We start from the raw sequence: 12,284 nt of genomic DNA on the forward strand, positions 1-12,284 counted from the left end.
TATGATTAAAAAAATTTTATTGCCAACAGATTTTTCTGAGGGTTCAAAAAATGCCCTGCCCTATGCTGTGGAGCTAGCAAGGCAGTATAATGCAAGTCTTCATATTATTCATGTCATATATGATATTAATAAGGCCTCAGGTCTGCACGTGCCTCATGTGAATTTGGACCAGCTCTATAATGAAATTGAGTCTGTTGCAAAAAAGGAGCTCGAGAGATTTGGGCTTGAGGAGCTGAGGGGTATGAATGTCCAGAGAGAGGTGATAAGGGGAATACCCTATGAGGAGATAGTAAAATACGCTGAAAAAAATCAGATAGACCTTATAGTGATAGGTACCCACGGAAGGAAGGGACTTGAAAAGATATTTTTTGGAAGCACAGCAGAGCAGGTTGTAAGGAAGTCTCCCTGTGCAGTCCTTACAGTGAGGCTTCCCAAGAAGTAAAACTGGGAAGATAATCCTCTTTTTATCACTTACAGTAGCTTTTGAGATAAAGATTTGAAAGTCTATCTTTCTGAAAGCACATTTCTCGGTCTTCTCCTCAGCTCTGCTGAGGTTTATAAGAAGGAATGCCTCGGTTATCTTCTGGGCTACAGGCTTGAAGATAGATTCATAGTAGAGCATGCCTTCAGTCTCCAGTCAGCCTCAAGAAGACTGAAGGGAGTGATCCTTGGTGATAAACACCAAAAAAAAATAGAAGAGGTACTTGATAGATTTGACAAACTCCAGATAATCGGTGACTTTCATTCACACACACAGTTTGGTGAGACGAAGGGACTTCCCATACCGAGCCAGGAAGACCTTAAGACGATGAAACCTGGAAATATCTATCTTATAGTTGCTGTAAATGATATTGATAAGGTTTATTCATGGAGTGAGAACAGGGACGGAACCATATCAGGTTCAGTGGGAAGATTGTTTTTTAAGATAGCAGCCTATTATTTAAAGAAAAAGATAAAAAAAAGCTCTAACGGAAACACCTCAGGTAATGAATCCTTTGAAGTAAAAAGGGCAAAGATATACTGTCCTTTCCCGCCAGGTTTTTAGAATGGTCAAGCTAAGTTCTGATGTTATTGTAATAGGAGGAGGTCCTGCAGGTTCTATAGCAGCAAGGACTTTAGCAGAGTATGGTCTGGATACTGTCCTTGTGGAGAGAAATTTAAAACATATTAAACCCTGTGGCGGAGGAATTCCCTCAACAGCCTTCAAGGAGTTTCTTATTCCCCTGGATATTGTAAAAAAAGAGGTTGATCATGTGGAAATAATACCTCCATCTCAAAAAAGGCTCTCTGTAACCCTGAAAGGTGGCGCCATATCAATAGTGGATAGAGCTGAATTTGATTCCCTTTTAAGAGAAAAAGCCTCTCTAAAAGGTGCAAGGATTATTGAGGCAGAGTTCATAAGATTTCTTGAAATCTCACCAATTATAAAATCACTTTTGAAAAAAGGAGAAGAAGCAATTGAACTCTCTTCAAAATATGCCATCATAGCTGATGGAGTAAATTCAAGGGCTAGGAATTCGCTTGGACTTAGGCCAGTGAATGCAGTTTTTACACTCAGTATTAAGTTTAATGAAATTAATACTGAAAGGTGTGAATTCTGGTTTGGCTCTGAACATGCGCCGGGTTTTTACTCCTGGGTTTTTCCTCTGTCTGCAGGTACGGGGAGCCATGAATCAGGGTCTATAAAAGGGAATTTTTCCCTTTTTCTGAAGAAAAGAAACCTATCACTTAATGTACCTCTAAGAGGATATAGAATACCCCTCTGGTCTTTAAGGGGAAGTATCTTAGAGTATGGACCAAGCATACTCTTGGCTGGAGATGCAGCAGGTCTTGTACTGCCTCTTACCTTTGAAGGAATATACTATGCCATGGCTTCAGCTAAGCTGGCAGCAGAGGCTATAATAGAGAATAGGCCTTCTATCTATAAAAAGGAGTGGAAGGAAAGATATCTCAGGAGTTTCTCATTTATGAAACTCCTGTGGAGATATTTTCTCAGAAACGACAGGTTAGTGGAAAAGCTTGTTGACTTACACAGGTTGCCCGAGGCCCAGGAGATTGCAATTGAGTTGTGGCTTAAAAAATCTCTGGATAAAAAGAGCCTTCATTCCTACATAAGGCTTTTCAGGAAACTTATTGGCATAAAGATATGAAAGAGGAATTATCATGGATCCCTTCTCAGGAATTTCTTACCATAAGAAAGGAAGCTTTCTTTTTTCTCTTCCTGAGTCTTGCCCTTCATTCTATGGTTGCAATTTTTTTCTATTTTTATTCTATAAAAGAAGAATCAGTTAAACCACCACTTTTTGCAAGGGTAGTAAGACCTGAGGAGATTCAGGGTCTGCTTTCACATGAGATGCTCAGAACTCCGGTAACCAGGCAAAAGAGGAATAGTACCATGCCCTTTTCATGGCAGAAGCCTGAGGGTAAAACTATGGCTCCTCCTCAGAGTCCTGGTAATTTTCAAGAAATTCAGAGACCTGAGGACCTTATCAGAATTCCTGAAATAACATCAGCTCCACCTGTTAAGGATACTCCTGTACTTTCAAGACTTTTTGATAAAGAAATAATTAAAGAAAAGGCAAAAGAGGACTCTGTTGAAGAAAAAATCTCCAAGATGACCTTTGATACAAAGGAATTCAAATATCAGGGTTACATGAATAGGCTTAAGGAGAAGATAGAATCCATATGGCAGTATCCTCTTTCTGCAGCCCAGAGAGGTATTTACGGAGATCTATACATAAGATTCTCAATAAAAAAAGATGGAAGCCTAGGAAGAGTTCAGCTTATAAGGACATCCGGCTACAGAGAGCTTGATGAGGCTGCAATGAAGGCATTATTCGACGGAGCACCATACTGGCCGTTGCCTCAGGAATGGGGAATTGATGAATTCATAATAGACGGACATTTTATTTATACGCTTTATGGATATTATATTAGATAGTTGCAGGATAGAAATGTATTTATTTAATTACAGTGAGCTGCTTAATAATGGTGCCGAAGGCGGGATTCGAACCCGCACGGCCTTGCGACCACCAGACCCTGAATCTGGCGCGTCTGCCAGTTCCGCCACTTCGGCTGAGATTATTTTAACACATGATTGACCTTCACATACACGGACTTAGTAAGTGGGATATCTCAGATGGAACTGAGGCTATTGAGAATATCTCCATTCTTTATGCCTCAATGGGAGTGGAGGCATTCCTTCCAGTGATAATGCCTGATGAGCCGGACCGGATCAGAACTATCTTAAGGACAATCAGTATTGCTATGAAAAGGGCATCTGGAGCAAGAGTACTGGGAGCCTATCTTGAGGGACCTTTTATCAATCCAGAATATGCAGGAAGTCTGAAAAAGGAATTTTTTCTTCTTCCCTCACCTGAATCATTAATGAGATTGATTGATGGTTATGAAGATATTGTCAGGATCATTACGATAGCACCGGAGCTTCCAGGAAGTCTCAGAACCATAGAGATGTGTAGAAAACTGGGCATAACAGTTCATATGGGTCATTCAGGTGCTACCTATAAAGAGGCCCTTGATGGAAAGTCTGCTGGTGCCACAGGTATAACACACCTCTTTAATGCCATGAGACCGATACACCACAGAGAGCCTGGAATTACTGGTCTCGGCCTTCTTGATAAGGACCTTTACATAGAGCTCATCTGCGATGGTATCCATATCGCTCCTGAGATTTTAAGGCTTGTATTTTCTGTGAAGCCATCAGATAAAATAATAGCCATATCTGATTCAGTGGCCTGTGCAGGAGATTCTGAGGCTTCAATTTATAATTCTCAAGGCATGTTGAGAGGAAGCCCTTATGCAATCAACAGGGCTCAGGATATTCTTAAAAGTATCGATATCTCTATGGATGTTATTGAAAGGGTTACTTATATAAATCAAAGGATATATATTAATGAATAGCTATACATAAATCAGCTGACAATAATAAGTAAAAGAGGAATCAATAATGTTACTTGATCTAAGAGGATATTCTGAGGAAGAATCTCTTAAAAAGTTAAGGGATATTTTAAGGTATTCCTGCCCTCAAGATGAAATCCTTGAGGTGCTTATTAACTCAGAAAGGTTTGAAAAAAAACTAACGGCATTTTTGAAAATGTCCGGTCTCAAATTTGATTCGTTAAGAGATGGCTCGACCTTAATAATAAGGATTATAGAAAAAAGCTGTAACTGCCAATAGAATATAAGATATGGAATTAAATTTTAAAAAGGTATCAATAATAGGAGTGGGGCTCATTGGAGCGTCTTTAGGACTTGCAATGAGAAAAAGAGGCTTGTGCCAGGTCATCCATGGAACTGGCAGGGATGAAAAGAACCTCATGAGGGCAAAAGACAGGGGCATCATCGATACTTACAGTCTTGACCTTAAAGAGGTATGTGAGGGTTCAGACCTAATAATACTTTCAACACCTNTAGGGGCATTTCTTGATATTTTAAAGAAGATAAATCCTTTTCTGAAAAGGAGCTCTATACTCATTGATGTAGGTAGTGTAAAGGGAAGACTTGTTTACGAAATCGAAAAAATAATATCAGAAGGAGTCTTCTATATTGGCACCCATCCCATAGCAGGAAGTGATAGATCAGGCATTGATGATGCAAGGGCAGAACTCTTTGAAGGTGCAAGATGTATTATAACACCCACCGATAAGACCGATAGAGAATCTCTTGAAAAAGTTTATCATCTCTGGGAGAAGGTGGGCTGCAGGGTTGAACTAATGGATCCCTACAGGCATGACAGAATTTATGGTGCCGTAAGCCACCTTCCTCATATGATTGCCTACAGTCTTGTTAATACGGTAGGGGAAATTGATAGTGAATTTATTGGATATGCAGGTCAGGGATTTAAAGATGCAACACGAATTGCCTTGAGTTCTCCTGATATGTGGAGGGATATAGTGATTTATAACAGTGAAAACCTTTTAGAGATGCTGGATGTCTTTAAAGGAGAGATTGAAAAAATAAAGGCACTTCTTGAGAAAGAAGATGCCGATGGAATAAAAGAGTTCTTTGAAAGGGCAAAGGAGTTGAGGGAGAGGATAAGGTAGGATGGGAAGGGTGATTGAGCTATTTCAAGACCCAGAGATAATTAAAAAGATTCAAATAAAATTGCCTTATTTATTTCAGCTTGCACAGATTGAGATGTCTCGGGCAGGGAAAACAGGGATGGAAGTTGGTACAGTAAGGGAACAAATAATAATCGCATTATTGCTTTATAAGTTTGGGAAGAAAATGTAAATACTATAGCTATTACCAAACCAGAGGTTGATGTTGAAGTCTTTGGTGAGCCTGTTTCCATAAAGACTTTTACGGGCAAGGGTTTTTCAGGTATTAAAATTGCTTGGACTGTAGATGTAAAGAGTTCCAGAGTATTTCTAAATAATTACGAACCTTCATCAGATATTTTGCTTGTTCAGATAAATTGGGATCATGAAGGTGGTTTTTATTATATTCCAAAAGAAGTTCAGATAAAATATCTTCATAAATTGGGAAGAGAGAATTATATAAAATTGCCAAAAGAAGGAACAAATCCAAGAGGTATAGAATTTAAAAAAGATGCTTTAAAAGCATTATTAACAGATAAAGAAACTAAAAAGATACCGATTGTGTGGAAACGGAGAGATTTATAAGAGGTGGGTTGATCTCTGGGATGAAGACTAAATTCAAAAGAGGTAATGGTACAAAGACCAGTCCCTTTGGTTCTCCTGGTAGAATTGGTCATGACTCAACACCCTTTTATAATAGTAAGCTTTATGAAGGACTTCCCAAAGAAGAACGAATTAATTATAAAGAAAATAAGACACCATCTGAATTTTTAAACAAAATTATTTGCAGATCAAGTGAAAATATGGAGGAATTGCCAGAAAGTTGCGTTCATTTAATGATAACATCACCACCTTATAATGTAGGCAAAGAATACGATCAGAATCTCACATTAAAAGAATATAGAGATTTTTTAAAGAAAGTCTGGAGTGAAGTTAAAAGAGTTCTTGTGCCTGGTGGAAGGGCATGTATCAATATAGCAAATCTCGGTAGAAAGCCTTATATCCCTCTTCATGCATTTATTATTGAAGATATGCTTGAGCTTGGCTTTTTAATGAGAGGAGAAATTATATGGAATAAGGCTTCAAGTGGAAGTCCCTTTACCGCCTGGGGCAGTTGGCTGTCAGCAAGAAATCCGACTTTGAGAGATATTCATGAATATATTTTGGTTTTTTTCAAAAGAAACTTTTAAAAGAGAAAATCTCAATAGAAAAGCACCATATCAAAAGAAGAGTTTCTTGCCTTTACAAAGAGTATCTGGACTTTTCCAGCAGAGCCAGCTACTAAAATAGGACATCCTGCACCTTTTCCAATTGAATTACCTTATAGACTTATACAACTTTATAGCTTTGAGGGTGAAATTGTTCTTGATCCAGTTATAGGAAGTGGGCAGACTGCCATGGCTGCAATTAAAACTAATAGATATTTTGTTGGCTATGAGATAAATAAAAAATATGTAAAGCTGGCATAAAGAAGAATCAGGGATTACTCATGTAAGCAAGAAAAAATTCCATTGAACTTATGAAATCTAAAGAAAATAATTATCCTGAATTTAAAGTATGTGATTGCTCCTTGTATTATTGGGAAAATATTGTTGTGAGTGGAGATGAAGACTTTGATGATCGCACTACAATACATTATCATTGTGCATTATGCAGTGAAGATTATGCTGTAGTAGATTTTGATGATCCAGAAGAAATTCTTTATCTTCATCCTTCTGTTAATAACAAATTCAAAGGCAGATAAAGGCAAAATAGGTGTTGAGGAGATATTAATTTTCAGAAAATAAATATAATGAACAAATAAAACTCTATAATGCAAAATGTCTTAAGTATTTAAATTCTGAGCCTGTATTGTTCTATAAATTTTTTTATCAATTTTAAAAATTCCTCTATATCTGTAAGATTGTCTTGAATAATCCTGTAGATTTCCTCATCTGTAACCTCATGATAAAAATGGACGAGTCTATTTCTATATCCAGCCATGAGTCTGAGCCTCTGAGCGAATTCTTCAGGTATTATACCAAGTTCGGAAAGCCTTGCAGGTATCTCCTTATATTCAACGACTGCCTTTCCAGCGGTTTTTGCAATAATATGTCTTCCTGTATCAAAGATTGCTTCAAGGCTTCTTCTTAAGTAGCTCTCAGCGATTGAAGGTGCCTCGCTGCTAAGGAACCTGTCCTTTGGAATGCTAGCTAGTCTTTTTAATTTAAAGAGTGCCTGATTTATAAGACCAAGCCTGTCTTCAATCAGCTTTATATTCAAACTCGAAATAACCATTCTCTATAGCCTCAAACATATCCTTTTCATTGAGCTTTAAAATCACAAGCTCATCAGAGGCAAACATGAGAACTTTTTCTTCATACTCCTCTTTTGTCTTCTCATCAATAGCGTATATATTAATCCCTTTGATTGCCTCAAGCTGTATCAGGTGATCAACCTCATGAAGGAACAAAAGGTCTGCCCTGAAGGGTGAGACAAGCTCCTGGAACTCTAAACTGAGCAAAGCATAGGTTTTGAGAATGTCTTTTGGAAGCTTCAAAAATAAGACAGCAAAATCAATATCACTTTCAGGATCCTCTAACTCAATTCTCTCACCTTTAAGAAGCCTAAGACCCTCTTCAGCCTTTGAGCCAAAGAGATAACAGAGGGCTATATCATAAGATTTGCATATCTCTTCTATCCTTACCATGCTGTAATTATAACATGAATTATTTTATTTCCTGTCTTAATTAAAGCCTCAGCTATTAAAACAAATATATGCTATGCTAAGAAAATAGAGAAAAATTTAAACGCCCTTGCATATTAATAGATTATTAACTTAAAATTTACCATTGCATTTTTTATAATATCTTAAAGAAGAAAGAAGATAAAAGGTATTCAGATAGACTAAATGAACATAAAGCTATATAAAGCAAAATCTTTAAGAGGTGAGCTCACACCTCCACCTGATAAGTCTATAACCCACAGGGCCATCATGTTTGCATCCATTGCAGAGGGCACGAGCATTGTCAGGAATCCCCTCATGGCAGAGGATCCGGTAAGCACCATGAATGCTATGAGGATGTTAGGGATAAATAGAGCAGCAGAACAGCAGAGCAGAAGAGCAGCAGAGTCTTCCACACTTCCGAGCTTCTGCACTTCCGAGCTAATTATCCATGGAAGGGGTCTATATGGTCTTAAAGAGCCCTTTGATGTTATAAATTGTGGTAACTCAGGAACAACTGCAAGACTGATTTCTGGAATCCTTGCAGGGAATCCTTTCTTTTCTGTTCTTACAGGAGATGATTCATTAAAACAGAGACCAATGGCAAGGGTTATTAATCCATTAAGAGAGATGGGTGCTATTATATCAGCAAGACAGCATGATAAATACCTGCCCATGGCTATAAGGGGAGGTAATCTTAAGGCAATAAGATATGAGATGCCTGTTGCATCTGCTCAGGTGAAGTCCTGTCTGATACTTGCTGGGCTCTATGCAGATGGAATATCTGAGATAATAGAACCTCAGAAGTCCCGCGACCATACAGAGAGGATGCTCAGGGCAATGGGTACTGATATAGAACAGAAGAGCATTACAGCAGCAGGGCAGCAGTCTATAATCATGGTTAAGGGTATTAAGTCTTCCGGACTTCAGCCTCTTGATATAACAGTGCCAGGTGATTTTTCTTCTGCTGCATTTTTTATTGTTGGTGCATTGATTATCCCTTGTTCAGAAATCTTCATTAAGAATATTTGTTTGAACCCTACAAGAACAGGGCTTCTTGAAGTAATAAAAGAGATGGGTGGAGAGATAAAGATAGAAAATATAAGGGATATCTCTGGTGAGCCTGTTGGTGATCTTTATGTCCAGAGCGCATCAGGACTTAAAGCCGTCAGGGTGGGCAGAGAGATTATGCCTTTAATGATAGATGAGTTTCCGATACTCTGTGTCCTTGCAACACAGGCTGAGGGAGTTACGGAGATAAGAGGTGCTGAGGAATTGAGAGTAAAGGAGTCTGACAGGATTAAAGCAATGGCGACAGAGTTAAGAAAATTAGGAGTTGAGATTGAGGAATATCCTGATGGTTTAGCAATTAAGGGTAGAGTTTCTTTAAAAGGCACAACAGTAGAAAGCTATCATGACCACAGGATTGCCATGTCCCTTGCCATAGCAGGCCTTATTGCAGAGGGAAAGACTATTATAAATGATCCTCAGTGTGTGGATATATCTTTTCCCGGATTCTTTTCCATACTTGAAAAAATGGTGAGAAGATAACCTCCTCAGGTTCTTAGACTATATTTTTCCATAAAATTTTTGATCAGTAATACAAATTCCTCTATATCCTTAAGATTGTCCTGAATAATCCTATAGATCTCCTTTTCTGAAATTTCATGATAAAAATGGACAAGTCTGTTTCTGTATCCTGACATAAGTCTTAGTATTCCGGAAAAATCTTCAGGTCTCACTCAAGTTCTGCAAGCTTAATGGCTATTTCCTTGTACTCAACAGATGGCTTTTCAGCACTCGTTGCAATGATATGCCTTCCTATGTCAAAGATTGCCTCGAGGCTGCGCCTGAGATAACTTTCAGCAATTGAAGGTGCTTCACTGCTTAAAAATTTCTCTTCTTGAATACTGGACAATCTTTTTAATCTAAAAAGTGTCTTATTTATTAGGCCAAGCCTGTCTTCAATGAGCTTTATATTCAAAGTGGAAATAACCATTCTCTATAACCTCAAACATATCCTTTTTATTTAGTTTCATTATTCACAAGCTCATCAGAAGCAAACATGAGAACCTTTTCTTCATAATACTCCTTTGTCTTCATCGACAGCGTATATATTTAACCTTTGATTGCTTCAAGCTGTATGAGATGGTCAACCTCCTCAAGGAACAGAATATCTGCCTTGAATGGTGAGACAAGCTCCTGAAATTCTGTGCTTACAATGGCATATGTTTTGAGAGGTCTTCTGGAGGCCTTATAAAGAGTACAGCAAAATCAATATCACTTTCAGGATCCACAGGTTCAAGCCTTTCACCCTTAAGAAGCCTCAAACCCTCTTCAGCCCTTGAGCCGAAGATATAGCAGAGGGCTATACCATAAGCTCTACATATTTGCTCTATTTTCTCCACAAAGGTATTATATATATTATGCCTCAGGTGATTACCATAGATGGGCCGTCTGGTGCTGGTAAGAGCACAGTAGCAAGACTTCTTGCAAAAAGGCTCGGTTACCTTTTTCTTGATACAGGTGCCCTTTACAGGACCGTGGCACTTTATCTTAAAGAGAAGAATGCAATCCAAGCAGATGATGCGACCATTCAAAGACTTCTTCAGGAATGCAAGATATCTTATGATGGAGAAAATATATTACTGAACAGTAGATCAGTTTCCTCTGAGATCAGGACACCTGAGATAAGCGAACTATCATCAATTGTTTCCACAAAAAAGGTCGTAAGGGACTTCCTTACAGAACTCCAGAGGAAGATAGCCTCTGGAAGGGATGTGGTTGCTGAGGGCAGAGATAGCGGAACAGTGGTCTTTCCCGAGGGTAAAAAATTCTTCCTTACAGCCTCCATTGAAGAAAGGGCAAAAAGGCGATGGAAAGAATTAAAAGAAAAAGGAATTGAAGCAGATATTGAAGAAGTAAGGGAATCGATGAACAGAAGGGATCAAAGGGATTCTACAAGAGAGCTTGCTCCTCTTAAACCTGCTGAGAGTGCTATAATAATTGATACTACAGAGTTAACCCCCTCACAGGTTGTAGAAGAGATAATAAAAAGATTAGATGTTAGAAAGGATAATTAGATATATAGCCTACATTTTTTTTAAACTCCTTTTCAGACTTGAAGTGAAGAATAAAGATAATATACCTGAAGTAGGGGGTGTTATAATTGCAGCAAATCATACAAGCTATCTTGATCCACCATTGATAGGATCAGTACTCAGAAGAAGGCCAACGTTCATTGCAAGAGAAAGTCTCTTCAAAGTACCACTTATAGGCTCAATAATCAGGGCCTATTCCATAGGTGTAAAGAGAGAGGGGCCAGGTCCTTCAACACTTAAAAAGGCTGTGCGTGTTCTAAAAAAGGGCGGTCTTCTTGTGGTATTTCCTGAAGGAAGCAGAAGCAAGGACGGTAGACTCATGGAGATAAAAAGGGGTGTCGGCCTTATGGCAGCACTTACAGAAGCACAGGTAATTCCTGCTTACATAAAGGGTGCCCATAATGTCCTGCCTGTTGGTGCTGTTATACCCAGGCCTTATAAGATAAAGATTATATTCGGTAAGCCAATAAAAAGAAGAAAGGATGAGACAGATAAGGACTATGAAGAGAGGGTTACCAAGGAGGTTTATTCAGAGCTTAGGAGGCTTAGTCATTCATGAAGATTAAGAAAGCTGAGATGGCAGGATTCTGTTTCGGAGTGAAGAGGGCAATTGAGCTTGCCATGAAGGCAGCTCGTGAGGGTACGGGAGTTTATACCCTCGGTCCTCTTATCCATAATCCTCAGGTCATTGAGCGATTAAAGCATGAGGGTGTAAGACCCTGTGATATATCAAGTCTGCCCTCTGATATCAAGACAGTTATAATAAGAACCCACGGTGTTGAAAAGGAGCTAAATGAATATTTAAATTCTCTCCAAATAAATGTTATTGATGCAACCTGTCCATTTGTAAAAAAGGCTCAGCAGTATGCTAAACTTTTACATGAAGAGGGTTATCAGGTTCTTATCCTCGGAGATGCAGCTCATCCAGAGGTGGTAGGTATAAAGAGTTATGCTGGTCCTGATGCACTGGTTATCTCGGACCCTGATAAGCTGGTAAAACTCCAAAAGAGGGTTGGTATCGTTGTCCAGACAACTCAACCTCTGGAGAATCTCCAGAGGTTGCTTCACAGGGCAATTGCCCTTTGCAAAGAACTTAAGGTTTATAATACAATTTGTAATTCAACATCCCAGAGGCTTACGGAGACCGCCGAGCTGGCAGTAAATGTCGATATAATGCTAGTAATAGGCGGTCGTAACAGTGCAAACACAACTCAGCTTGCAAGACTCTGTGAATCTAAAGGTGTAAGAACCTATCATATAGAGACAGCTGAGGAGCTTAAAGCAGAGTGGTTTGAAGGAGTAAATTCTGTAGGTATAACAGCAGGTGCTTCAACACCTGACTGGATTATAGAGGATATAATAAATAAACTTGAGAGGTTTAAGGGTTAATATGGGTGCAGAAGATAAGATAAATCAGAG

Annotated in this window: 16 protein-coding genes, 1 tRNA gene and 2 pseudogenes; 13 read left to right on the forward strand and 6 right to left on the reverse strand. The window is 38.7% G+C overall.

Translation table 11 applies throughout. From position 1 onward, the window contains the following. The first annotated feature begins 1 nt into the window (after window position 1). The 4 genes from N2257_03055 to N2257_03070 are packed head-to-tail and all read left to right on the forward strand — an operon-like array spanning window position 2 to window position 2,941. Complete coding sequence (locus N2257_03055; protein ID MCX7793374.1) at window positions 2-442, forward strand: universal stress protein; 441 nt, start codon at window positions 2-4, stop codon at window positions 440-442. A gap of 54 nt (window positions 443-496) precedes the next feature. Then, a complete protein-coding gene (locus N2257_03060; protein MCX7793375.1) occupies window positions 497-1,045 on the forward strand; it encodes a Mov34/MPN/PAD-1 family protein in 549 nt (182 codons plus the stop codon). Between the two features lies 1 nt (window position 1,046). After that, on the forward strand, window positions 1,047-2,150 hold the full coding sequence (locus N2257_03065) for an NAD(P)/FAD-dependent oxidoreductase (protein MCX7793376.1): 1,104 nt from the start codon (window positions 1,047-1,049) through the stop codon (window positions 2,148-2,150). Next, entirely contained in the window at window positions 2,147-2,941 is a 795-nt protein-coding gene (locus N2257_03070; GenBank protein MCX7793377.1) for a TonB family protein, read from the forward strand. Before N2257_03065 ends, N2257_03070 begins: the two co-directional genes overlap by 4 nt. A gap of 48 nt (window positions 2,942-2,989) precedes the next feature. On the opposite strand, the gene N2257_03075 is transcribed toward N2257_03070, so the two are convergent. Beyond that, window positions 2,990-3,076: transfer RNA gene (locus N2257_03075), tRNA-Leu, on the reverse strand. A gap of 17 nt (window positions 3,077-3,093) precedes the next feature. Between N2257_03075 and N2257_03080 the strand changes: the two genes are divergently transcribed. The 5 genes and pseudogenes from N2257_03080 (at window position 3,094) to N2257_03100 (ending at window position 6,804) form a co-directional block, all read left to right on the forward strand. After that, window positions 3,094-3,921, forward strand: coding sequence for a hypothetical protein (locus N2257_03080; GenBank protein MCX7793378.1), 828 nt, complete (start codon window positions 3,094-3,096; stop codon window positions 3,919-3,921). Window positions 3,922-4,208: 287 nt separating this feature from the next. Then, on the forward strand, window positions 4,209-5,063 hold the full coding sequence (locus N2257_03085) for a prephenate dehydrogenase/arogenate dehydrogenase family protein (protein ID MCX7793379.1): 855 nt from the start codon (window positions 4,209-4,211) through the stop codon (window positions 5,061-5,063). 1 nt (window position 5,064) lies between these two features. Beyond that, window positions 5,065-5,645 (forward strand): annotated as a pseudogene (locus N2257_03090) (ThaI family type II restriction endonuclease). A 251-nt stretch (window positions 5,646-5,896) separates the two neighbouring features. Next, window positions 5,897-6,529 (forward strand): annotated as a pseudogene (locus N2257_03095) (site-specific DNA-methyltransferase). Between the two features lie 50 nt (window positions 6,530-6,579). After that, on the forward strand, window positions 6,580-6,804 hold the full coding sequence (locus N2257_03100; GenBank protein ID MCX7793380.1) for a hypothetical protein: 225 nt from the start codon (window positions 6,580-6,582) through the stop codon (window positions 6,802-6,804). A gap of 89 nt (window positions 6,805-6,893) precedes the next feature. Here N2257_03100 and N2257_03105 read toward each other — a convergent pair whose 3' ends face one another. Continuing rightward, window positions 6,894-7,322: a DUF86 domain-containing protein gene (locus N2257_03105; GenBank protein MCX7793381.1), complete on the reverse strand. Its 429-nt coding sequence runs from the start codon at window positions 7,320-7,322 to the stop codon at window positions 6,894-6,896. Beyond that, window positions 7,303-7,749 (reverse strand): nucleotidyltransferase domain-containing protein, encoded by a 447-nt coding sequence (locus N2257_03110; GenBank protein MCX7793382.1) that lies wholly within the window; start codon window positions 7,747-7,749, stop codon window positions 7,303-7,305. The genes N2257_03105 and N2257_03110 overlap by 20 nt, the downstream gene beginning before the upstream one ends. A gap of 201 nt (window positions 7,750-7,950) precedes the next feature. Between N2257_03110 and aroA the strand changes: the two genes are divergently transcribed. After that, the gene (gene aroA / locus N2257_03115) at window positions 7,951-9,315 is read left to right on the forward strand and encodes a 3-phosphoshikimate 1-carboxyvinyltransferase (GenBank protein MCX7793383.1); all 1,365 of its coding nucleotides are present in this window, start codon (window positions 7,951-7,953) and stop codon (window positions 9,313-9,315) included. A gap of 5 nt (window positions 9,316-9,320) precedes the next feature. Here the strand turns inward: aroA and N2257_03120 are convergent, their stop codons facing one another. The 3 genes from N2257_03120 to N2257_03130 all read right to left on the reverse strand — a co-directional run bounded on the left by N2257_03120 (window position 9,321) and on the right by N2257_03130 (window position 10,172). Beyond that, window positions 9,321-9,506: a DUF86 domain-containing protein gene (locus tag N2257_03120; GenBank protein ID MCX7793384.1), complete on the reverse strand. Its 186-nt coding sequence runs from the start codon at window positions 9,504-9,506 to the stop codon at window positions 9,321-9,323. Beyond that, a complete protein-coding gene (locus N2257_03125) occupies window positions 9,503-9,748 on the reverse strand; it encodes a hypothetical protein (protein ID MCX7793385.1) in 246 nt (81 codons plus the stop codon). Before N2257_03125 ends, N2257_03120 begins: the two co-directional genes overlap by 4 nt. 232 nt (window positions 9,749-9,980) lie before the next feature. Further along, the gene (locus N2257_03130; GenBank protein ID MCX7793386.1) at window positions 9,981-10,172 is read right to left on the reverse strand and encodes a nucleotidyltransferase domain-containing protein; all 192 of its coding nucleotides are present in this window, start codon (window positions 10,170-10,172) and stop codon (window positions 9,981-9,983) included. A gap of 18 nt (window positions 10,173-10,190) precedes the next feature. Between N2257_03130 and cmk the strand changes: the two genes are divergently transcribed. Genes cmk through N2257_03145 form a run of 3 tightly spaced genes read left to right on the forward strand, consistent with a single transcriptional unit; the run spans window position 10,191 to window position 12,254 of the window. Beyond that, window positions 10,191-10,847 carry a (d)CMP kinase gene (cmk, locus tag N2257_03135; protein MCX7793387.1) on the forward strand — a complete coding sequence of 219 codons (657 nt, stop codon included), beginning with the start codon at window positions 10,191-10,193 and terminating at the stop codon, window positions 10,845-10,847. Beyond that, on the forward strand, window positions 10,828-11,424 hold the full coding sequence (locus N2257_03140) for a 1-acyl-sn-glycerol-3-phosphate acyltransferase (GenBank protein ID MCX7793388.1): 597 nt from the start codon (window positions 10,828-10,830) through the stop codon (window positions 11,422-11,424). The genes cmk and N2257_03140 overlap by 20 nt, the downstream gene beginning before the upstream one ends. Further along, window positions 11,421-12,254 carry a 4-hydroxy-3-methylbut-2-enyl diphosphate reductase gene (locus N2257_03145; GenBank protein ID MCX7793389.1) on the forward strand — a complete coding sequence of 278 codons (834 nt, stop codon included), beginning with the start codon at window positions 11,421-11,423 and terminating at the stop codon, window positions 12,252-12,254. Before N2257_03140 ends, N2257_03145 begins: the two co-directional genes overlap by 4 nt. Window positions 12,255-12,284: the final 30 nt, after the last annotated feature.

This window comes from Thermodesulfovibrionales bacterium, assembly GCA_026417875.1.
In the GTDB taxonomy this organism is placed as follows: domain Bacteria; phylum Nitrospirota; class Thermodesulfovibrionia; order Thermodesulfovibrionales; family CALJEL01; genus CALJEL01.